We start from the raw sequence: 22125 nt of genomic DNA on the forward strand, positions 1-22125 counted from the left end.
TAGGAGGGTTCACTCGCAATGAGTTACCAATATGCAAACACGAAACTGAAAATCTTTTCATTAAATTCGAACCAGGAGCTGGCAGAAGAAATTGCCAAAGAAGTGGGAATGCCATTGGGAAAGAGTTCTGTTACGCATTTCAGTGATGGAGAAATCCAGATTAATATCGAAGAAAGCATCCGTGGATGCGATGTTTTCATCGTGCAATCGACTTCTCAGCCGGTCAATGAAAACCTGATGGAGTTGCTGATCATGGTAGATGCGGTGAAACGCGCTTCTGCCCGTACCGTCAACGTGGTTATTCCTTACTATGGTTACGCCCGCCAAGACCGAAAAGCGCGTTCACGTGAACCGATTACAGCTAAACTCGTTGCGAATTTATTGGAAACGGCAGGAGCGACTCGTGTTGTTGTGCTCGATTTGCATGCCCCTCAAATCCAAGGGTTCTTTGATATCCTGATTGACCATTTGGTAGCCGTCCCTCTTATTTCCGATTATTTCTTAAATGACAGCGGAATTGATTTGGAGAATGTCATTATCGTTTCTCCTGATCATGGCGGTGTAACGCGTGCCCGCAAAATGGCAGACCGTCTGAAAGCGCCGATTGCCATCATTGATAAGCGCCGTCCGCGCCCGAATGTGGCAGAAGTGATGAATATCATCGGGAATGTCGAAGGCAAAACCGCTATCATCATTGACGACATCATTGATACAGCGGGAACCATTTCGATTGCCGCCAGTGCGCTCGTTGAAAGCGGCGCAAAAGAAGTTTATGCCTGCTGTACACATCCGGTTCTTTCCGGCCCGGCAGTTGGGCGAATTGACGATTCTGTCATTAAAGAATTGATCATCACCAACTCGATTCAATTACCGGAAGAAAAGAAATCACCAAAGATCAAACAATTGTCTGTGGCGAAATTGCTTGCTGAAACAATCGTCCGCGTTTATGAACAAAAATCAGTCAGCACACTGTTCGACTGATTGTCTCTCATTGCTCAGCAACACTCGAGGTTTTGTTTAGAAAAGAATAGGGTAGTTTACTACTATGCACTTTTAAAACAACTGGAGGGTGAAATGTATGAGTATAAAAATGACAGCACAAAAAAGAGAAAGCGGGACACCACATTCAGCGTTGACAGAGCTGCGTGGAAGAGGGGACGTACCCGGTATTGTTTATGGTTTCAAGACAGAAACTACACCCATCACAGTTTCTGAAATTGATTTGATTAAAACGTTGCGTGAGTCGGGACGAAACGGTGTCATCAGTTTGGAAATTGAAGGGAAATCATATAACGTCGTTTTGAATGATTATCAAATGGATGCGCTCAAAGGCAATTTTGAACACGTTGACTTTTTGGCGATCAACATGGCTGACGAACTTGAAGTATCGACAGTCGTGCACTTGACTGGAGAATCGGCCGGTGAAAAAGAAGGTGGGGTTGTCACTCAGCCAAACCGTGAAGTACTGATTAAAGTAAAACCTTCTGATATTCCGGACGCTCTTGAAGTGGATGTGACGAACCTGGATGTCGGCGAGTCTCTTTCCGTGGGCGATATCCGCGGAACAGTGCCATATGAAATTTTGGATGACGATGACTTTATCCTCGTTACCATTACTGCACCGCGTACACAGGATGAAATCGATGAGCTTGAAACGCCAACAGGCGACGAAGAAGAGCCGGAAGTGCTTGTCGGACCGTCTTCTGATGAAGAAAGTGAAGAAGAAAAAGCTTAAATGCCGGAAACAAATAAAGGGGCTGTCAGTGGACAGTCCCTATTTTTTCGTTTACAGATCCAATTATGATAAAATAAACAGCAGTGAAAAAGTAAAGGAAGAGTTTAAAATGAAATTAATTGTCGGCTTAGGGAATCCAGGCAAAACATATGAAGAAACACGTCACAATATCGGCTTTAAAGTTATTGACCATCTTGCGGCCAACTGGAATGCGCCGCTGACGCAGTCGAAATTTAAAGGCATGTATTCGATTATCCATCGTCCTGAAGGGAAAGTGATGTTGCTTAAGCCTTTGACGTATATGAATTTGTCGGGTGAAAGCGTCGGAGCTTTGATGAATTATTACAATATCGCTATTGAAGACCTTGTGGTCATTTATGATGATTTGGATTTACCGACAGGCCAACTCCGTTTGCGTCAAAAAGGGAGTGCAGGAGGCCATAACGGCATCAAGTCGTTAATCCAGCATCTCGGCACTCAGCAATTCAACCGGATGCGCATCGGCATCAGCCGGCCGCCTGCGGGCATGAAAGTTCCGGATTATGTATTGTCCAGGTTTTCGAAAGAAGAAAGTCCGGAAGTGGGAGAAGCAGTGAAGAAAAGCGCGGCAGCTTGTGAATTGTGGTTGTCCAAACCTTATTTGGAAGTAATGAATGAATTTAATGGATAGGACAGTGCTTTGGCGCAACCGGCGCGCAGGGCTTTTTTCTGTTTCTGTAGGCTATTTTGGAACATCACTTTATCCGGAAGGGAGAAGTCTTCATGAATCATATTTTACAGGCATTTTCAGAGGATTCCCATACACAGAAGTTCATCAATGATCTGCAAAAAGGGCAGGACCATCAGCTTATTTCGGGGCTGTCGGGAAGCAGCCGGCCGATTTTCTATCAGACGGTATGGAAAGCGCTGGATTCTCCGTTGTTGATTGTGACACCGAATTTATTGCATGCTCAGCGCGTTTACGATGATATGGTCAAATTGATGGGGGAAGAAGTTGTTCATTTATACCCTGCGGAAGAATTGATCGCAGCGGACGTATCGTTTTCCGGTCCGGAGCTGCGTGCTCATCGGATTGATACACTTGATCATATGACAAATGTTGGGAAAGGTGTGTACATTTCACCGATTGCCGGAATGCGGAAATTGCTTCCTTCAAAGGCAAAATGGCAGGATTCCACTCTCCGTGTCAACGAAGGCGAAGAGTTGGATACAACTCAGTGGCTGGATAAATTGGTGGCCATGGGCTATTCGCGTACACCGATGGTTACAGCGCCGGGAGAGTTTGCGTTGCGTGGAGGGATTCTGGATATTTATCCATTGAATTTTGAACATCCCGTGAGACTCGAACTGTTTGATACCGAAGTGGATTCCATTCGGATTTTCTCGGCAGAAGATCAGCGTTCGCTTGAAAAGAGGTCGTCACTGTCCATCCTGCCGGCCAATGAACTCGTTTTGTCGAGACAACAACAATTGAAGCTTGCTGAAAGGCTCGAAGATCAGCTGGCTGCTACACTGAAAAAAATCAGGTCGGAAGATACCAAAGAGTTGCTGCTTCAGAACATCCAACACGACATTGATTTGTTGAAAGAAGGCAATTTGCCGGACCAAATAGCCAAATATGGTTCATTGATTGAGTCGCAGTCCGCTTTTTTAGGCGATTATTTCCCGGGAAATGGTTTTGTGTTTTTTGACGAGTTGGGCCGTATTCAGGAAATGACGGATACGCTCGAACGTGAAGAAGGCGATTGGATCGTGTCCCTTCTGGAGGAAGGAAAATTTCTTCATGACGTACCGTTAGCTTACACATTCCGTGAGTTGATGAGCAAACTGACACAGAAGACCAGTTTTCTCTCCCTGTTTGTACGGACGTTCCCGATGGTACAAATAAAGAAATCAGTCGCTTTTTCATGCAAACCAATGCAGTCTTTCCATGGACAGATGAATTTATTGAAAGCGGAGATGGAACGTTGGGAGCTGGGCAAGTTCCAGGTTTTCATCGTAGCTGAAGGAGAAGAGCGGCTGCGGAAAGTCCGTTCGGTATTGGAAGACTATGACATGGAAGCGGAAATCATCACGTCTTCAACTAATGTCCAGGGAGGCAAAGTCTACCTGGTCGACGGCGAGCTGTCGACAGGATTTGAAATGCCGTTGCAGCGCTTGGCTGTCGTTACCGATGCGGAATTGTTTAAGCAGCAAGCCAAGAAAAAGACACGTCCTCAAAAGTTGAGCAATGCTGAGCGCATCAAAAGCTATTCGGAAATTAAACCAGGTGATTACATTGTCCATATCCATCACGGAATCGGACGTTATCTCGGAATCGAAACACTGGAAGTCAACGGCGTCCATAAAGATTACCTGAACATTGCTTACAAAGCGGATGATAAATTATTTGTGCCGGTCGATCAGATCGATTTGATCCAGAAATACATCGCATCTGAGGAAAAAGAACCGAAATTGCACAAAATGGGCGGCGCCGAATGGAAAAAGACGCGCAGTAAAGTATCGGCTGCCGTCCAGGACATTGCAGATGATTTAATCAAGCTGTATGCAGAACGCGAAGCACTGAAAGGTTATGCGTTCTCTGAAGAGCAGGACATGCAGCGGCAATTCGAAGCGGAATTCCCTTATGAAGAAACGGTTGACCAGCTGCGTTCGATTAATGAAGTGAAAAAAGATATGGAAAAAGAACGTCCGATGGACCGCCTGATTTGCGGAGACGTAGGCTATGGCAAAACGGAAGTGGCCATCCGGGCAGCATTCAAAGCGGTTCTGGATGGCAAGCAAGTGGCGTTTTTGGTGCCCACCACCATTTTGGCGCAGCAGCATTACGAAACGATGCAGGAGCGGTTTAAAGATTATCCGATCGAAGTCGGTTTGATGAGCCGCTTCCGTTCAAAAAAGCAGCAGACTGAAACGGTTAAAGGATTGAAGAACGGTTCTGTCGATGTAGTGGTGGGTACTCACCGGATTTTGTCCAAAGACATTCATTACAAAGACCTGGGATTATTGATTATTGATGAAGAACAGCGCTTTGGTGTGACACACAAAGAAAAAATCAAGCAATTGAAAACCAATGTCGATGTGCTGACACTAACAGCGACGCCGATTCCGCGGACGCTTCATATGTCAATGATCGGCGTGCGTGATTTATCGGTCATCGAAACACCGCCAGCCAACCGTTTTCCGGTACAGAGCTATGTGATGGAACATAATGGGGCACTCGTGCGTGAAGCGATTGAACGGGAAATGGCGCGAGGCGGGCAAGTGTTTTATTTGTATAACCGGGTGGATGATATGACACGTAAAGTGGAAGAAATCCAGCAGCTTGTACCGGAAGCACGTGTCGGTTATGCACATGGACAGATGACAGAGACGGAACTGGAGTCAGTCATTCTCGGGTTTTTGGAAGGTGACTACGATGTGTTGGTGACAACGACCATCATCGAAACAGGAATCGATATCCCGAACGTCAATACGTTGATCGTCCATAATGCAGATCGCATGGGCTTATCGCAATTATACCAATTGCGTGGGCGTGTCGGCCGTTCAAGCCGTGTGGCCTATGCCTATTTCATGTATCAGCGGGATAAAGTGCTGACGGATGTGGCGGAAAAACGCCTGATGGCCATCAAAGAGTTTACTGAGCTCGGATCCGGCTTTAAAATTGCCATGCGCGATTTGACGATTCGCGGAGCAGGGAATCTGCTTGGTTCCCAACAGCACGGATTTATCGATTCGGTCGGTTTCGATTTGTATTCCCAAATGCTGCAGGATGCCATCGAGGAACGGCAGACCGGCGTCAAAAAAGAGGAGATCCCGGAAGTCGAAATCTCCCTGCATGTCGACGCGTACATTCCCGATTCCTACATCAGCGACGGGTATCAGAAAATCCAAATGTACAAACGCGTCAAAGGCATTGAAACAGCTGAAGAAATGGTCGAGCTGCAGGACGAGCTGATTGACCGTTTTGGTGATATGCCGATTGAAACAGACCGTTTGCTGCGCATTGCGCGTATGAAAGTATGGGCACGGGAGACCGGCGTCGAATCAATCAAGCAAAACGGCAAAGTGGTGACAGTCAAGTTGACAGCAGATGGAACTGCTTCAGTCAATGGCGGCAAATTGGTGGAAGAATCTGCTGCGTTCGGCCGCGCTGTCGGCTTCAGCATGTCCGGTCAGCAATTGGTCATGACCATCGACGAAGCGAGAACGTCCAATCAGCATCCGTTTGATGTACTGGAGGGTATGATGAAACTTCTGCCGGAATCGCTTCGTGAAGAAAAAACAGTGAGTTAATTTTTTTGATGGAATGAGAGGATTCCGGTGAACAATGAAGGAACGATGAAGTCGTTTATGAAAGGCGCCGTCCTGCTGACGATGGCAGGGCTGATGGTGAAGATCTTGAGCGCGGTCTACCGTGTGCCGTTTCAGAACCTGGTAGGAGATCAGGGGTTCTATATTTATCAGCAAGTATATCCGTTCATTGCCATTTTTGGCGTTTGGACTTCCTACGGTTTTGCGGTGGCCGTGTCAAAACTGATGGCCGACCATGAAGTTCAGCATCACCGCTCGATTTTGCGCATCGCTTTTGGGTTCATTGCCATGGTATCGGCAGTAGTGTTTGCGTGGCTGTTTTTCGGGGCAGACCAGTTGGCCCGGTGGATGGGTGACAGCCAGTTGAGCGCATTGCTGCGAGTCGGTGCGTTTGCGGTGCTGCTTATGCCGCCGCTTGCTGTTTTGAAAGGATACTTTCAATCCCGCAACGACATGGCCCCTGTAGCGTACGCACAGGTATCGGAACAGGCAATTCGTATAGCGGTCATTTTGCTCGGTACCTGGATTGTCGTTACAAGCGGTTTCTCGCTTTACGTAGCGGGTCAGACAGCGATGTTCGGAGCAGTAGCCGGCGAAGTGGCGGCCGTTGTTTTGCTGGTTATCTATTTCCGAAAACGCCTGTTCGCTGCTGATGAAGCTTCAAATCTTCAGAAATGGCCAGTCATCAAGCAGATAATGGCTGTCAGCCTGAGTGTCAGCATGAGTTCGCTCATTCTGTTGTTTTTCCAGCTTGTTGATTCATTTACCGTATTCCGTCTGCTGGCAGACAGCGGCTTGGACCGTTTGTCAGCGATGGAACAAAAAGGCATATACGACCGTGGGCAGCCGCTTGTCCAATTTGGCATTTTGACCGCTACGTCGTTGACTTTGGCCATTGTGCCGCTGGTTGCTCATATGTCGAAAAAAAGAGGCGGCCGTTCAGCGCAGCTGTATGCGCAGCTGGCGTTTCGTATTTCGTTTTTATTTGCCTTCGCTTCTGCAGTCGGGCTCACGGTTGTGATGCCGTATGTTAACGAAACTTTGTTCCAGACACGGGAAGAATCAGTGGCTCTGATTGTGTTCAATTGGCAGATTGTCTGGATGTCGTTATTGCTGATTATGACGGCCATGCTCCATGGCCTTGGCAAAGTAAGAGTGCCGGCGCTGCTGCTGACAGCCGGAGTGCTGATCAAAATTGCAGGGAATTTGCTGCTGGTGCCGGTTTGGGGTGTTACAGGCGCTGCAGCCGCCGGCAATGCAGGCTTGGCGTTGATCGTGTTCAGCTTGTTGTACTACTTTAAAAAAGTATGGCCAATCCGGTTTGCCGCTGGTCGTTATTACGGCTGGCTCGTTTTGGCGGCTGTTGCCATGTCCATTACGGTCATCGGTTGGGAACTGCTGGCAGACTGGGTCTTGTTTGACCGTTTTCCAAGCAGGATAGCAGCGCTTCTCGTCACCATGACTGCAATCCCGCTCGGCGCCGCGGTGTTCCTGGCAATCATCGCCAAAAGCCGGATCATTACAGAAAAAGAATGGTATATCATTCCGCTCGGCCGCAAAATGGCAGGGCTTCAATTGACCATAAATCGCAAAAAGAAAAGGTGATCAACATGAATACCATCCATATCATCGGGTTGGGCGCAGGAGACCTGGACCAATTGCCGTTGGGTGTTTATAAACAATTAAAAGCGGCAGACACGTTATATGTCCGGACAGAAGATCATCCGGTGCTGGAAGAACTGGCAAAAGAAGGTGTCGCTTTTTCAAGTTTTGATGCCATTTACGAAAAACACGACACATTTGAACCCGTCTATCAGGAGATTGCGGAGATATTAATTCGTCTGGCGGATCAGGCTTCGATTGTTTACGCTGTACCGGGCCACCCTCTTGTAGCTGAACAAACCGTTCAGCACTTGATCGCGGCGGAAAAAGCGAATCGATGCAGGCTGTCAATCGAAGGTGGCCACAGCTTTTTGGATGCACTGTTCGGCTCGCTGCGAATCGATCCCATTGAAGGGTTTCAGTTGGTCGATGGAACAGCAATGCACAGCGATCAATTGAATATGACGCAGCATCTGCTGATTGCTCAAGTCTATGATTCGTTCAGCGCTTCCGAAGTTAAATTGACATTGATGGAAAAATACAGAGACGATTATCCGGTGACGATTGTCACCGCTGCAGGTTCAAAAGATGAAGTTCTTCAAACCGTACCTCTTTATGAACTGGATCGTGCAGCCGAAGTGAACAACTTGACGACCGTTTACGTTCCACCCGCTGCAGAACAGTCTGAACGCCTGAAAGAATGGCAGACCTTCCGCAGCATCGTAGCACAGCTTCGAAGCCCTGAGGGGTGTCCGTGGGACCGTGAACAGACCCATGAGTCACTGCGTCCTTATTTATTGGAGGAAGCGCACGAATTGCTGCAGGCAATTGATGAGCAGGACGATGAAGCGATTGCCGAAGAACTGGGTGACGTGCTGCTGCAGGTATTGCTGCATGCACAAATCGGCCAGGACAATGGATATTTCCAGTTGGAAGACGTACTCGAATCCATCAGCGGGAAAATGATCCGTCGCCATCCCCATGTTTTCGGAGACACAAAAGTGGACAATGCAGAAGACGTCGTTAAAAACTGGCAAACGATCAAAGCGGAAGAAAAGCCAGCCACAGCTTCTCTGCTCGATGGCCAGGAGCGCTTCAGCTCTTCTCTGATGACTTCGTATAATTACCAGAAGAAAGCAGCGAAAGTTGGCTTCAGCTGGCCGGATGCAGAAGGGGCTTGGCAAAAATTCCATGAAGAATTGCAGGAATTCCAAACAGAATTGGCGAAAGGTTCAGCAGACAACCAACTGGACGAACTCGGAGACCTCTTATTCACTTTGGTGAACATCGCACGGTTTTACGGGTTGTCGCCTGAACAAGCGATGGTGCAGGCCAACCGCAAGTTTCAAAGCCGTTTCGGCTATGTGGAACAGCGAGTCAAGGAAGGGACCGGCAACTTCAGTGATTATACATTGGAGCAGTTGGACCAGTTTTAGAACGAGGCCAAATTTATGGCAAGAAAAGGAGAATAATGATGCGACTCGACAAATTTTTAAAAGTTTCCCGGCTGATCAAACGTCGGACGCTGGCAAAAGAAGTGGCAGACCAGGGGCGGATCACCGTCAACGGCAATAAAGCGAAAGCCAGCTCGGTCATCAAAGAAAACGATGAACTGCAAATCCGTTTCGGCCAGAAAGTGGTCACTGTCCGCGTGGACCAGTTAAAAGAATCGGCCAAAAAAGACGAAACAGCGAATATGTATACGATTTTGAATGAAGAAAAACTGGATAAAGTCGAACCGGAATTCATCGATGACGAAGCGTAAGGCTTAAAAAAGCTGTTGAGAAATGGTTCAGTGAATCGATATTCCGCAAAACAGCTCCGCTTTCCTGCGGGCTTGCGCTGAACTAACTCGGGCTAGACGCCCGAGTGGATTTCAGCACTGCGCTATCCCGCTGGAGTCTCCGCTGGTTTGCTCCATATCTTAAACAAGGTTCCATAAACAAGAAATCAATAAATACGTCACGCTTTTTTGTATCAACCACTTTAAAATCAGTAATGGGAACTGAATGAAGCGGAAGGTGGCGAAGGGCAAACACATGCTCCTGCATCGCTCCGCTGCTTCGTCGCAAAGGCATTGACCGAATTACTTTCGGCCAATGCCTTTCCTGCGGGTAAAGCATGAGCTGAAGGCCCCACAGGAGCGAAGCGACGAGGAGACTGAAGCCATGCCCGCGGAAAGCGTCCACCTGGAGCGAAATGGAAAAGCTCGATAAAAGTTTCTCGNACCTGGAGCGAAATGGAAAAGCTCGATAAAAGTTTCTCGACAACCTCAAAAAAAGCTGTTCCTTTTGAAGGAACAGCTTTTTTTCGTATCGTTTATTTGTTCATTAATGCCACGAGCAGCGCTTTTTGTGCATGCAGGCGGTTTTCGGCTTCCTGGAAAATCACTGAATGGGAGCCTTCCAGAATTCCGGTCGTTACTTCTTCTTCGCGATGAGCCGGCAAGCAGTGCATGAAAAGATAATCAGGTTTCGCATGCTTGACCAGTTCCTCATTCACCTGGAAGTTTTTGAAATGTTCCATACGTTCCATCGCTTCCTGCTCCTGTCCCATGCTGGCCCAAACATCTGTATAGATGACATCGGCATTAGCCACAGCTTCCACCGGTTGATCGGTGATAGTGATGGTGGCACCGGTCGTTTTGGCGATGTCTTCAGCCAAAGCGATCATTTCTGGTTTCGGTGCATAGGCAGCCGGTGCCGCAACCGCGATGTCCAATCCCACCTTGGCTGCTCCAATCATGAGTGAATTGGCCATGTTATTGCCATCGCCGATATAAGCCATTTTCTTTCCTTCAAATGAACCCAGCTGCTCTTTGATGGTCATCAAATCCGCCAGCACCTGGCACGGGTGGAAATCATCCGTCAAGCCATTAATGACAGGAATGGAACTATTGTCTGCGAGTTCTTCAACAGTGGACTGATGAAAGGTACGGATCATGACAGCGTCCAGGTAGCCTGACAGTATGCGCGCTGTATCGGCAATCGTTTCACCGCGCCCCATTTGGATGTCGCGGGTGCTTAGGTACATGGCATGGCCGCCCAGTTGAAGCATACCGGCTTCAAATGATACACGGGTGCGCGTCGAAGACTTTTCAAAAATCATCCCCAAAATTTTCCCCTGCAGCAGAGGCAAATGTTTGTTTTCCGGTTTTTTCAAGTCGATGGCAAGTTCCAGCAAATTGTGGATTTCAGCAGAACTGAAATCCTTCAATGTTAAACAGTGGTTTTGTGTAATTGTTGGTGTTGTCGGCGAAACTGTCATTGCGTAAGGACTCCTTTCGGGAATTCAGAAATTGGACGTAAGGTATTTTTGAAAGCAGTAACAGTTTCTTTGCGGGTCCACACGTGCAGACGATGGATTGCCGCTTGTTTTGCTGCTGCGCTTTCCGGTTCGGGTGTAAATTCAATATATGCTTTTGCATCTTCCTGCTTCAGCCAGTCGGCAAAAGCAATGGAATCTTCCGTTTCCACTGTGTAACCGAGCTGTTGCCAGAAATCTGCATCGACGTCCGCCAATGATTGTTGAGCAACGAACAGGCTGCCGGCTGTCTGCAGATCTGCCAATTGAACAGATGCACCTTCCAGCGCTTTTTGCATGGCGGCAGCTGCAGTCGGGCTGCTGCCAATGACTTCGCCGGTCGACATCATTTCAGGTGACAGGACAGGCGATAATCCCGGTAGCTTGATATGGGAGAATACAGGTGCTTTTACTGTATATACCGGCTGTCCATTATAAAGCTGTTCAAGGCCCAGTTCTTCAAATGGCACACCCAACATCAGGGAAGTTGCACATTGCACGAGCGGCACGTCGGTCACCTTTGAACTGATTGGAACCGTGCGTGAGGCCCGTGGATTGATTTCCATGACGAACAACTGGTCTTGTTCATAAACGAATTGAATATTGAACAAACCGGTATAATTCATGCTCCGGGCGATGTGTTTAGTGGTTTCTGTCAGTTTATTGAGTTCTTCTTCCGATAAGGAAACGGGCGGTGTTATCGAGATGCTGTCTCCCGAATGCACTCCGGTGCCTTCAATGTGTTCAAATACAGCCGATACCCAGACATTTTCACCGTCTGACAGCACATCGACTTCCACTTCTTTGCCTGTCACGAAATGATCAACAAGAACCGGGAACTTCATCGTCGTTTTGTCCAGCCATTGCTGCAGCTCTTCCGGGTGGTTCAGCACGATCATCCCTCTTCCACCTATTACATAAGAAGGGCGCAACAGGATGGGATAGCCAAGTTTTTCTGCGAATTGGGAAATATCTCCGGCACTTGAAGCAGTGTACCCGGGAATTGTCGGCAGCCCAATTGAATTCAGGAACGAATAAAAACGGTCGCGGTCTTCCATTTGGTCGAGCAGATCGACTGTCGAACCCAGCACCGTAATACCCGCTTCCTCCAAAGCACGGGCAACGTTCAGCGAAGTCTGGCCGCCGAACTGCACAATGACTTGCTTGATGTTTTCAAAATCCAAAACATTCAAAATGTCTTCTGCGTTCATTGGTTCAAAATACAAGGCATCGGCCACTTCAAAATCAGTGCTGACAGTTTCTGGATTGTTATTGATCATAATTGCTTCGTACCCGAGCTTTTGCAATGCAAGGACACTATGGACACAGCAGTAATCGAATTCAATGCCTTGGCCGATTCGAATGGGACCCGAACCAATGACTGCCACTTTCTTTTTGTCCGACACGCGTTCATCCGATGTGCCTTTCCAAGTGGAATAAAAATAATTTGTATCTGAACGGAATTCGGCCGCACATGTATCGATCATGCGGAAGGAAGGGACAATTCCCCAACTTTTGCGCTGGCCCCAAATTTCTGAATACGGGACGTTCCAAAGTCCGCCAAGCTGCTGATCACTGAAACCAAGCGATTTGGCTTGAAGCAGACGTTTAGGCTTGATAGTGTTCCAGCTCAATTCTTTCAGTTCCTGCCACTCATTGACGATTCGTTGCAATACAGACAGGAAATAAGGTGCGATTGCTGTTAAATCGTGCAGGAAATCAATATTTTTGCCACGGATCAGCAATTCGAAAAGGACAAACAATCGGCGATCATCTGCTTCGACAGCAAGCTCAAGCAACGTTTCGATTTCGGCTCCTGCAAAAGCCGGCAAGCGGAAACCGTCAAGCGGCATATCGAGTGAACGGAGCGCTTTTTGAAAAGCGGCTTCCATACTTCTTTCAATGGCCATCACTTCGCCTGTCGCTTTCATCTGTGTGCCGAGTTTACGGTTGGCGCCTTCGAACTGATCAAATGGCCAGCGTGGGATTTTCACGGCTACATAATCCAAGGCAGGTTCGAAACTCGCAAAGGTTGTCTGTGTCACTGGATTTCTCAATTCATGCAGTGAATAACCCGCTGCCAGTTTTGCCGCGATTTTGGCAATCGGATAACCGGTTGCTTTGGAAGCCAGCGCCGATGAACGGCTTACGCGGGGGTTCACTTCAATCAAATAATACTCTGACGTTTCAGGATGAAGGGCAAACTGGACATTGCAGGCTCCGATGATCCCTAACGCTTCGATAATGTTGATGGAAGCTGAGCGCAGCGCATGATATTCCTTATCATTCAATGTCTGGCTCGGAGCGACAACAATCGAATCTCCCGTATGTACACCTACAGGGTCCATATTTTCCATGTTGCAGATAGTGATGCAAGTGCCCTGAGCGTCGCGCATCACTTCATATTCCACTTCTTTGTAACCCGCAATGCTTTCTTCCACAAGACATTGTTTAATTGGACTGGCGCTTAAACCTTGCTGTACAAGCGTGATGTAGGAGGCTTCGTCTTTTGCGATTCCACCGCCAAAGCCACCGAGCGTATAAGCAGGTCTGACAATCAGGGGATAGCCGGACGAAGCGGCAAACTCAAGCGCGCCTTCAATGGAATAGATGATGTCACTGCTTGGCACCGGTTCGTCCAGTTTATTCATCAAGGCACGGAATTGTTCACGGTCTTCCGCCTGCTTGATGGATTCGATATTGGTGCCGAGCAAGGCGACGCTGTACTTTGCCAAAACGCCTGCATCACTCAATTTCATCGCCAAAGTCAAACCGGTTTGGCCTCCCACAGTAGCCAGTAGACCATCGGGGCGCTCTTTTTCAATAATGGCTGTCACACTGTCCAATGTCAGCGGCTCGAAATAAACCGTGTCCGACACTGTTTTGTCAGTCATGATGGTCGCGGGGTTGTTGTTGACCAGGACGACTTCAATTCCTTCTTCCTGAAGCGCCAGGCAGGCCTGGGTTCCGGAATAGTCGAATTCTGCCGCTTGACCGATGACGATGGCACCGGAACCGATGACGAGAACTTTTTTAATTTCGGGATGCTTAGGCATGCATTTTCACCTTCTTTTCTTGCTTTATCGTGTTCAGAAATTGTGAGAACAGGCCAAAATGATCTTCTGGACCGGGGGCTGCTTCCGGATGGAATTGAACGGTCATTACAGGCAGGGACGGATGTACGAGCCCTTCGATGCTGCCATCATTGACGTTGGTGTAAAGCACCGACAGCGGTGTGTTTTCAATGCTGTCATCTTTTACCACATAACTGTGGTTTTGTGAGCTCATGCTGATGCGTTTCGTCAGCACATTCATCACGGGATGATTGGCGCCCCGATGTCCATAGCGCAGCTTGGTCGTCTCAGCGCCAAAAGCGGATGCCAGCACCTGGTGGCCGAGACAGATGCCAAGAGACGGATAGCGCTCGGCCCAATCGCGGTAAGTGGCAAACAAATGCTGAAGGGCAGCAGGATCCCCCGGTCCGTTTGAAAATAGCAGGCCGTCCAATTGGAGGGCATCCAGCTTTGCGGTGTCAGTATCATATGGAATGACGCTTACTTTGCAGCGGTGTTTGAGCAATTCGCTTAAAATGGAAGACTTGTACTGGAAATCGATCAATCCAATATGCAGGTCACCATGTCCAATGGTTTGAATGGAAGAACCAGTGACAGGATCGGAAAAGAAATCCGTTTTTATAGGTTTCCATGAAGGAGCAGCTGCCTGAAGGGCACTCAGGTGAGACTGCATCGTTCCGGTTTCCCGGACAGCCTGAATAATTGAACGTGTATCAACGCCGCTCAGAATGGGCACTTGTTGCTGTAAGGCGAATTCTGACAATGAAACTGCCTTCTTTTCAAGTGGTCCATTGTATAATTCAGACACAATAATGCCGGCTGCCTGAATTTTTTCGGATTGCAGGTGTTTTGATTGGATGCCGTATTGGCCAATCAACGGATACGAAAAAACAATGATCTGGTCTTTATAGGAAGGATCAGTGATTACTTCCTCATATCCCGTCATACCGGTGAAAAACACCAGCTCTCCTTGAAGTTCGGTTGGTTTGCCATGCCATTGGCCGGTAAACGTTTGTCCATTTGAAAGTGATAGCATTCCTGTCATCTTTTTCACTCCAGTCCTTTATTCATCCTTTTTGTATATTTATCAATTTGCTTCATCTTTTTTCAGCCGGATGTATATAGCTCAACGACTCTTTATGAATAGTTGTTTGTATTATAATTCTGTATAAAAATTAAGTCAACAGTATTTTTATTAATAAAAGCGAATGAAGAATTAAAAAAGCCCTTCAAAACACTGAAGAAACAGGGAAAATCATGAGATATTACTTATAAAATCCAATTATTTCATGTATAATAACAACAACAAATCTTAGAGGGGGAACAGGTCATGAGTTTGAAGAGAGAGAAGAAAGTGGAAGGTCATGAAGTCGCTTCAATACGCAATGACTATGTCCGCTCGGTGGAACAGGAAGAACAGCGGAAGCAAGCTCATAAAGTTCGTTTGTTCAGAAGGCTGAGTCTTTTTGGAATAGTGGTGCTGATGGCAAGTATATGGATTGGATCGACCATCTATGCACAGTCCCAGACCATTTCTGAAAAAGAGCAGGCGCGTGACGAAGCGCTCATGACACTGCAGCAAATGGAAGAAGAGCAGGCGCGGCTCGAGGAACAGATTCTGTTGCTGAATGACGACGAATATTTGGCAAAAATGGCACGCAGCGAATATTTCCTGTCTGAAGAAGGCGAAATCATTTTTGCACTCCCGAAAACAGAAGAAAAAAGTGAGGAAAAAGAGTAGTAAGTTGACACTCTTTCTTTGTCAGGTATAATTAAAAGTGGGAGAAGTCCCGTTACAAACACTGAATGGCCCAAAGCGGAGTCATCTTAATTTTTAAGGAGGAGCATTTTTTTTATGTCGATTGAAGTAGGCAGCAAGTTAGAAGGTAAAGTTACAGGTATTACAAATTTCGGAGCATTCGTACAGCTTCCGACTGGTGCAACAGGCCTCGTGCATATAAGTGAAGTCGCGGACAACTATGTAAAAGACATCAATGAGCACTTAAAAGTTGGAGAAATGGTGGAAGTCAAGGTAATGAATGTTGAAGCTGACGGGAAAATCGGCCTCTCCATTCGGAAAGCGAAGCCACAACCAGCAGGCGGATCTGATCGACCACAACGCCCTCGTCCAAGCAATCGTTCGTTTGATCGCCAGCCAAAAGAGAACTTTGAAACAAAAATGGCTAAATTCTTAAAGGAAAGCGAAGAGAATATGACGTCATTAAAACGCGCTACAGAATCCAAGCGCGGTGGCCGAGGTGCAAGAAGAGGCTAACTTGCTAGCTGTTTTAATAGTACAGGAAAATGCTTCAATACAGCTTACAACTATAAATTGGAACGCTTCTCAGCAAAGGGAAGCGTTTTTTTTATAAGATTTGCTGGGGAGTGATGGATGTGGAAAGAGAGCGGGTTTTGGAGGCTTTCAGGGACTACGAAATGTATTTGGCTTCATTAAGAACTTCCATAAAAAACGATGAAGATGCCCGTGAGCCTATTGCGGAAGGAAAGTGGTCCATAGCCGAAATCATTCTGCATCTGGCAGAATGGGACCGCTTTATCCGGGAGGAACGCTTGCCGTTTATTAGAAGTGGCAAGGCTTTTGCTTCTTATCCGGAGGTCGACGACTTCAATAGGCGAGCTGTAACAAAAGTGGACGAATTGAAATTTCCCGATATTCTGGCGCATGCTCAAAAGCGGCGCGCGCTGGTGGGAAAAGAGATTGAAAAGCTGGAGCCGCATGAATGGAGCGCTCCTTTTACCATAGGAGACAGCAAAGTCTCTTTTGCTTCTTATTTCGAAGGCATCGTAGAACATGACCGGCACCACATCAGGCAAATCGACTCTTTTTTAACAGAAAAAAAGCAGCGTTCCTGAAAGGAACGCTGCTTTTGAATGGCGGCAGAGGGGATCGAACCCCCGACCTCACGGGTATGAACCGTACGCTCTAGCCAGCTGAGCTACGCCGCCGTGTGCAAACGGACATTTCATATCATACTACTGAATACAGGGCATGTCAATTAGGGATTGGGAATATTTTTGAGTCACTGACTTTATTGACAGAAATAGAGGGCCTGTGAACGAGGTGACTAGATGAAGGAATTTCAAGACAAGATGTTGAGGTATATCAGGAACCATCAATTGATTGTCCCGAACGATACTGTACTGGTGGGGTGTTCGGGCGGTGTGGACTCGATGGTATTGCTGCATTTTTTAAAATCGCAGCAAGAGGCTTTGAAAATCACGGTGCTGGCAGTCCATGTCAACCATATGCTGCGTGGAGAAGAGTCGCTGGAAGATCGTTTGTTCACTGAGGAAGTTTGCAGACACTGGAAAATCCCTTGTTTCAGCCGCGATATCCCGATTCCGCTTATTTTGAAGGAGTCTTCAAACTCCAACAAACAGCAGGTATGCCGTACAGAGCGTTATGCATATTTCAAGGAAATTATGCAAAGCACCCAGGCTACTAAAGTGGCAACTGCTCACCATGCCGACGATCAGGTGGAGACAGTATTAATGGGGGCACTGAGAGGAACGTTGCAGTTAGGGGCTTTTGGTATTCCTGTGAAACGCCCATTTGAGGAAGGCCAGCTGATTCGGCCGCAAATGGCTGTGACCAAAGACGAAATAATGCAATATGCCCGTTTTCACCACATCAAACACCGGGAAGACCCAAGCAATGCGCAGCAAGTCTATACAAGAAACCGCATGCGGCAAGTGGTGCTTCCGCTGTTGAAAAAAGAGAGCAGCGATGTTTCGGAAAAATTTGTGGAACTGGCCGAAGATATGCAACTGGATCAGAATTTCCTGCAGGCGCTGGCGAAAGAAAAATTACAGGCGCTGGTTCGGTATGAAGACAAGGGGATTATGCTGTCAGCAAAGGAATTTCGCATGGAAGCACCTGCTTTACAAAAAAGAATGGTTCTACTACTATTAAATTATCTATATAATGAAAAGCAAGTGATAGTAACAAAGCAGTTGGTTGAACAAGTGCAGAAATTGATGCGAAGTTCAGCCGGTACTGTTTTTTTACATTTGCCGAAAAATTGTATGATGGTTCGGCAGTACGATGCCGTGCGCTTCACTGACCAGCCTTTGGAAAATGAGCAGGCTGGGACTTGCGTGCCACTCACGGAAGAGTGGTCTGAAGCAGTTCATGGCTTTTCTTATAAAGTAATGCCACTTCAGCAGGCTGGTCGTGAGGGAGACGTAAAGTTTTGGTATTTTTCAGCTTCTGGCAAAGCTCATCTGATGCTCAGGACACGCAAGCCGGGGGACCGTATCCAGCTAGCCGGAATGGAGAAGCCGAAAAAAGTATCCCGTTTAATGATTGATGAAAAAGTTCCTGTCTCAACGAGGGAAAGTTGGCCGGTCATTGCCACAGAAACTGATGAAATTTTGCTCATTCCCGGCATACGGCCATCAGCATTCATAAACCGTGTCCAGCAGGATGGGGATAATTGGGTATTGGTTGAAAGAAATGATAAGATTGCGAAAAGCGGATTATAGGAGGTCCACCATGCTACAGAATGACATTGAAGAAGTTTTAATCTCTGAAGAACGGCTACAGGAAAAAGCGCGGGAACTGGGTGCTGCATTAACACGTGATTACGAAGGCAAATATCCTTTGGCGATTGGAGTATTAAAAGGGGCTATGCCTTTTATGGGAGACTTGATGAAGCGCATCGACGGATACGTTGAAATGGACTTCATGGATGTTTCAAGCTACGGGAATGCCACGGTTTCTTCCGGAGAAGTAAAAATTGTCAAAGACTTGAACACCAGTGTGGAAGGGCGCGATCTGCTGATTATTGAAGATATTATCGATAGTGGGTTGACTCTCAGCTATTTAGTGGATCTTTTTAAATACCGGAAAGCGAATTCCATCAGAATCGTCACTCTTCTTGATAAACCGACAGGCCGAAAAGTGGAATTGAAAGCTGACTATATCGGCTTTGAAGTACCGGACGCTTTTGTAGTCGGATATGGCTTGGATTATGCTGAAAAGTATCGGAATCTGCCGTATATCGGAATCCTGAAGCCGGCTGTTTACAGCGGTGAAGACAAATAGTCATAAGAAGGTCACATATTTGTTTTTCTGTAAACAGATGTAAGGGCTTTTCGTTGTATGCTTAAATGTTCCTATGTTAGTATTTAGTATAGTTTTGGGAAACTTTGTGAGGAGGCTTGGGATGAATCGAATATTTCGATACACCATATTTTATCTACTGATTTTCCTAGTTATTATCGGTATTTTGGGGACATTTAATAATAGTGGACAACCGACTGAAAATATAGGATATAACGAATTTCTAGAGGCTTTGGAAAATGGAGAAATTGAAGAAGTCACCATACAACCGGATGCAATGGTTTATGAGGTGACAGGAACAATGGATGATTACGAAGAAGGTCAATCCTTCGTTACCAATATCCCGTTGGAAAATGAAGCATTGACAGCGCAGATTGATGAAGTCGCTGCTGCGCAAGACGTGGAAGTGCAATTCTTAAAGGCACCACAAACAAGCGGCTGGGTTCAATTCTTCACAGGGATCATACCTTTCATTATCATTTTTATCCTCTTCTTCTTCTTACTTAACCAGTCACAAGGCGGCGGTGGCGGCCGAGTGATGAACTTCGGAAAAAGTAAAGCGAAGTTGTATGACGATCAGAAACAGAAAGTTCGTTTCCCTGATGTAGCCGGAGCGGACGAAGAGAAACAGGAATTGGTCGAAGTGGTCGACTTTTTGAAAGACCCTCGCAGATTTGCCGACATCGGCGCACGCATTCCAAAAGGGATTTTGCTTGTAGGACCTCCGGGTACCGGTAAAACCTTATTGGCCCGCGCAGTTGCAGGAGAGGCTGGCGTACCGTTCTTCTCCATCAGTGGTTCGGATTTTGTTGAAATGTTTGTAGGGGTCGGGGCTTCCCGGGTTCGTGACCTTTTTGAAAACGCCAAGAAAAACTCGCCTTGTATCATTTTCATTGATGAAATTGACGCAGTTGGACGCCAGCGTGGCGCAGGACTTGGCGGGGGGCATGATGAGCGCGAGCAAACACTTAACCAGTTATTGGTTGAAATGGATGGATTTGGCGCAAACGAAGGAATCATCATCATCGCTGCAACAAACCGTCCTGACATCTTGGATCCGGCCCTTCTGCGCCCAGGACGCTTTGACCGTCAAATTACGGTTGGACGCCCGGATGTAAAAGGCCGTACGGAAGTGTTGAAAGTGCATGCACGCAACAAACCGCTTGATGAATCTGTCGACTTGAAAGCTATTGCTCAACGGACGCCTGGATTCTCTGGGGCGGATTTGGAGAACTTATTGAACGAGGCTGCACTAGTAGCGGCTCGCCGCAATAAACGAAAAATCGATATGTCCGATATTGACGAAGCAACAGACCGCGTTATTGCTGGTCCTGCTAAAAAGAATCGTGTCATTTCGAAAAAAGAACGAAATATTGTCGCTTTCCATGAATCCGGCCATACAGTTGTTGGTTTAATACTGGACGATGCGGATATTGTCCATAAAGTGACAATCGTGCCTCGTGGACAAGCAGGCGGATATGCAGTAATGCTTCCAAGAGAAGACCGTTACTTCATGACCAAACCGGAATTACTGGATAAGATCGCTGGATTGCTTGGTGGACGTGTATCTGAAGATCTGATCTTCGGCGAAGTATCCACTGGTGCCCACAATGACTTCCAGCGTGCGACGGCAATTGCCCGCAGCATGGTAACGGAGTATGGCATGAGTGACAAAATCGGTCCGATTCAATTTGGTCAGGCTCAAGGCGGCAATGTATTCCTTGGCCGTGACTTTAACTCGGATCAAAACTATTCAGACGCAATTGCTTTTGAAATCGATCAGGAAATTCAGCGCATCATCAAAGAGCAATACATTCGCACAAAAGAGATTCTGACGAAAAACAAAGACCTTCTTGAATTGATTGCCAATACGCTGCTTGAAGTAGAGACATTGGATGCTGCCCAGATTCTTCACTTGAAAGAACATGGTACGCTGCCTGAGCGCTCTTACGAAGCACTGAATGGTGATTATGAAAAAGACGAAACTCCTGATTTGGAGAAAGATGTGACTCCTGACATTACAGGAGCTCCAAGTGATCCTTCATCAGGGGACTTGCCTGATGAAGATGAAAAAGTTGGTTCATCTGGTCCGATCAAAGAAGATCGGAAATAAGAGGCATTTTAAGCTGGTTGCCCGCTTCCTTCAATAAGGAGCGGCAACCAGCTTTTTGCTTTTATAGAAATTATGGTATGATGTTGTGGAAAATCGTCGATAAGTGAGGAATAATGATTATGATTTTAGCAATGGATATAGGCAACTCCAATATTATGTTAGGCGTTTATCATGAAGAGCGTTTGATGCATCATTGGCGAATGGAAACGGATCGCCACAAAACGGAAGACGAATACGGTATGCAGATCAAAGCGTTTTTAACGGATGTTGGTTTAGGTTTTGACTCCATTGACGGCATGATTATTTCTTCCGTAGTCCCTCCGTTGCTGTTTTCGCTGGAACGGATGTGTGAAAAATATTTCCGGCTCAAGCCATTGATTGTGGGACCCGGCGTCAAAACCGGTTTAAACATCAAGTATGACAATCCCCGGGATGTCGGAGCTGACCGTATTGTCAATGCGGTAGCCGCCATACATGAATATGGCAGTCCACTGATTATCGTGGACTTCGGTACTGCGAATACGTATTGTTATATCAATGAATACAAGCAATATATGGGTGGGGCCATCGCTCCAGGAATCAGTGTCTCGACAGAAGCGCTCTACAACCGTGCTTCCAAGTTGCCCAGAATTGAAATCGCCCGTCCAGACAATATAGTAGGGAAAAATACGGTATCGGCGATGCAGTCAGGCATTGTCTATGGATACGTAGGGCAAGCTGAAGGAATCATCAAGCGTATGAAACAGCAAAGCAGTGAAAAAACCACTGTTATTGCAACGGGAGGGATGGCTCAACTGATCGCAAGTGAGTCAGCCGAAATCGATAGAGTGGACCCTTTTTTAACTTTAAAAGGACTGTACTTAATTTATAAGCGCAACGAAGCGTAAGGAAAGGGACG

General features: G+C 46.9%; 17 protein-coding genes and 1 tRNA gene. 14 read left to right on the top strand and 4 right to left on the bottom strand.

All coding sequences use genetic code 11. The features are described 5' to 3' along the window. Window positions 1–18 precede the first annotated feature (18 nt). The 7 genes from EEX84_RS15050 (at window position 19) to EEX84_RS15080 (ending at window position 9416) form a co-directional block, all read left to right on the top strand. The gene (locus tag EEX84_RS15050) at window positions 19–981 is read left to right on the top strand and encodes a ribose-phosphate diphosphokinase (protein ID WP_123166474.1); all 963 of its coding nucleotides are present in this window, start codon (window positions 19–21) and stop codon (window positions 979–981) included. Window positions 982–1078: 97 nt separating this feature from the next. After that, the gene (locus EEX84_RS15055; protein WP_123166475.1) at window positions 1079–1735 is read left to right on the top strand and encodes a 50S ribosomal protein L25/general stress protein Ctc; all 657 of its coding nucleotides are present in this window, start codon (window positions 1079–1081) and stop codon (window positions 1733–1735) included. A gap of 109 nt (window positions 1736–1844) precedes the next feature. Beyond that, window positions 1845–2405 carry an aminoacyl-tRNA hydrolase gene (gene pth, locus EEX84_RS15060; RefSeq protein ID WP_123166498.1) on the top strand — a complete coding sequence of 187 codons (561 nt, stop codon included), beginning with the start codon at window positions 1845–1847 and terminating at the stop codon, window positions 2403–2405. 92 nt (window positions 2406–2497) lie between these two features. After that, window positions 2498–6031, top strand: a complete 3534-nt coding sequence (mfd, locus tag EEX84_RS15065; protein WP_123166476.1) for a transcription-repair coupling factor — start codon at window positions 2498–2500, stop codon at window positions 6029–6031. A gap of 27 nt (window positions 6032–6058) precedes the next feature. After that, window positions 6059–7654 carry a putative polysaccharide biosynthesis protein gene (locus tag EEX84_RS15070; protein WP_192892986.1) on the top strand — a complete coding sequence of 532 codons (1596 nt, stop codon included), beginning with the start codon at window positions 6059–6061 and terminating at the stop codon, window positions 7652–7654. A 5-nt stretch (window positions 7655–7659) separates the two neighbouring features. Next, window positions 7660–9087: a bifunctional methyltransferase/pyrophosphohydrolase YabN gene (gene yabN, locus EEX84_RS15075; RefSeq protein WP_123166477.1), complete on the top strand. Its 1428-nt coding sequence runs from the start codon at window positions 7660–7662 to the stop codon at window positions 9085–9087. A gap of 38 nt (window positions 9088–9125) precedes the next feature. Continuing rightward, window positions 9126–9416 carry an RNA-binding S4 domain-containing protein gene (locus EEX84_RS15080; RefSeq protein ID WP_123166478.1) on the top strand — a complete coding sequence of 97 codons (291 nt, stop codon included), beginning with the start codon at window positions 9126–9128 and terminating at the stop codon, window positions 9414–9416. Between the two features lie 554 nt (window positions 9417–9970). Here the strand turns inward: EEX84_RS15080 and argF are convergent. From argF to EEX84_RS15095, 3 genes are read right to left on the bottom strand one after another with little or no spacing between them, the layout of a single operon-like run. Further along, on the bottom strand, window positions 9971–10918 hold the full coding sequence (gene argF, locus EEX84_RS15085; protein ID WP_123166479.1) for an ornithine carbamoyltransferase: 948 nt from the start codon (window positions 10916–10918) through the stop codon (window positions 9971–9973). Continuing rightward, a complete protein-coding gene (locus EEX84_RS15090) occupies window positions 10915–14010 on the bottom strand; it encodes a carbamoyl phosphate synthase large subunit (protein WP_123166480.1) in 3096 nt (1031 codons plus the stop codon). The genes argF and EEX84_RS15090 overlap by 4 nt, the downstream gene beginning before the upstream one ends. Then, complete coding sequence (locus tag EEX84_RS15095; protein WP_123166481.1) at window positions 14003–15073, bottom strand: carbamoyl phosphate synthase small subunit; 1071 nt, start codon at window positions 15071–15073, stop codon at window positions 14003–14005. The genes EEX84_RS15090 and EEX84_RS15095 overlap by 8 nt, the downstream gene beginning before the upstream one ends. 285 nt (window positions 15074–15358) lie before the next feature. Between EEX84_RS15095 and EEX84_RS15100 the strand changes: the two genes are divergently transcribed. From EEX84_RS15100 to EEX84_RS15110, 3 genes are all read left to right on the top strand, one after another. Continuing rightward, window positions 15359–15769: an FtsB family cell division protein gene (locus EEX84_RS15100; protein WP_123166482.1), complete on the top strand. Its 411-nt coding sequence runs from the start codon at window positions 15359–15361 to the stop codon at window positions 15767–15769. Between the two features lie 114 nt (window positions 15770–15883). Continuing rightward, window positions 15884–16303, top strand: a complete 420-nt coding sequence (locus tag EEX84_RS15105) for a S1 domain-containing RNA-binding protein (RefSeq protein WP_123166483.1) — start codon at window positions 15884–15886, stop codon at window positions 16301–16303. A gap of 119 nt (window positions 16304–16422) precedes the next feature. Further along, window positions 16423–16902 carry a DinB family protein gene (locus EEX84_RS15110; RefSeq protein ID WP_158599131.1) on the top strand — a complete coding sequence of 160 codons (480 nt, stop codon included), beginning with the start codon at window positions 16423–16425 and terminating at the stop codon, window positions 16900–16902. A gap of 19 nt (window positions 16903–16921) precedes the next feature. Here EEX84_RS15110 and EEX84_RS15115 read toward each other — a convergent pair. Further along, window positions 16922–16995 (bottom strand) — tRNA-Met (locus EEX84_RS15115). A gap of 123 nt (window positions 16996–17118) precedes the next feature. Here EEX84_RS15115 and tilS point away from each other — a divergent pair. The 4 genes from tilS to EEX84_RS15135 all read left to right on the top strand — a co-directional run bounded on the left by tilS (window position 17119) and on the right by EEX84_RS15135 (window position 22114). After that, window positions 17119–18534: a tRNA lysidine(34) synthetase TilS gene (tilS, locus tag EEX84_RS15120; RefSeq protein WP_123166485.1), complete on the top strand. Its 1416-nt coding sequence runs from the start codon at window positions 17119–17121 to the stop codon at window positions 18532–18534. Between the two features lie 10 nt (window positions 18535–18544). Next, window positions 18545–19096, top strand: coding sequence for a hypoxanthine phosphoribosyltransferase (hpt, locus tag EEX84_RS15125; RefSeq protein WP_123166486.1), 552 nt, complete (start codon window positions 18545–18547; stop codon window positions 19094–19096). Between the two features lie 121 nt (window positions 19097–19217). Continuing rightward, window positions 19218–21227, top strand: a complete 2010-nt coding sequence (gene ftsH, locus EEX84_RS15130; protein ID WP_123166487.1) for an ATP-dependent zinc metalloprotease FtsH — start codon at window positions 19218–19220, stop codon at window positions 21225–21227. A 119-nt stretch (window positions 21228–21346) separates the two neighbouring features. Further along, the gene (locus EEX84_RS15135; RefSeq protein ID WP_123166488.1) at window positions 21347–22114 is read left to right on the top strand and encodes a type III pantothenate kinase; all 768 of its coding nucleotides are present in this window, start codon (window positions 21347–21349) and stop codon (window positions 22112–22114) included. Window positions 22115–22125: the final 11 nt, after the last annotated feature.

It is taken from the genome of Planococcus salinus (assembly GCF_003719725.1).
GTDB classification, from domain to species: domain Bacteria; phylum Bacillota; class Bacilli; order Bacillales_A; family Planococcaceae; genus Planococcus; species Planococcus salinus.

Coding starts and splice junctions, on each gene's coding strand:
- EEX84_RS15050 (WP_123166474.1), top strand. CDS start 19: ATGAGTTACCAATATGCAAACACGAAACTGAAAATCTTTTCATTAAAT.
- EEX84_RS15055 (WP_123166475.1), top strand. CDS start 1,079: ATGAGTATAAAAATGACAGCACAAAAAAGAGAAAGCGGGACACCACAT.
- pth (WP_123166498.1), top strand. CDS start 1,845: ATGAAATTAATTGTCGGCTTAGGGAATCCAGGCAAAACATATGAAGAA.
- mfd (WP_123166476.1), top strand. CDS start 2,498: ATGAATCATATTTTACAGGCATTTTCAGAGGATTCCCATACACAGAAG.
- yabN (WP_123166477.1), top strand. CDS start 7,660: ATGAATACCATCCATATCATCGGGTTGGGCGCAGGAGACCTGGACCAA.
- EEX84_RS15080 (WP_123166478.1), top strand. CDS start 9,126: ATGCGACTCGACAAATTTTTAAAAGTTTCCCGGCTGATCAAACGTCGG.
- argF (WP_123166479.1), bottom strand. CDS start 10,918: ATGACAGTTTCGCCGACAACACCAACAATTACACAAAACCACTGTTTA.
- EEX84_RS15090 (WP_123166480.1), bottom strand. CDS start 14,010: ATGCCTAAGCATCCCGAAATTAAAAAAGTTCTCGTCATCGGTTCCGGT.
- EEX84_RS15095 (WP_123166481.1), bottom strand. CDS start 15,073: ATGACAGGAATGCTATCACTTTCAAATGGACAAACGTTTACCGGCCAA.
- EEX84_RS15100 (WP_123166482.1), top strand. CDS start 15,359: ATGAGTTTGAAGAGAGAGAAGAAAGTGGAAGGTCATGAAGTCGCTTCA.
- EEX84_RS15105 (WP_123166483.1), top strand. CDS start 15,884: ATGTCGATTGAAGTAGGCAGCAAGTTAGAAGGTAAAGTTACAGGTATT.
- tilS (WP_123166485.1), top strand. CDS start 17,119: ATGAAGGAATTTCAAGACAAGATGTTGAGGTATATCAGGAACCATCAA.
- hpt (WP_123166486.1), top strand. CDS start 18,545: ATGCTACAGAATGACATTGAAGAAGTTTTAATCTCTGAAGAACGGCTA.
- ftsH (WP_123166487.1), top strand. CDS start 19,218: ATGAATCGAATATTTCGATACACCATATTTTATCTACTGATTTTCCTA.
- EEX84_RS15135 (WP_123166488.1), top strand. CDS start 21,347: ATGATTTTAGCAATGGATATAGGCAACTCCAATATTATGTTAGGCGTT.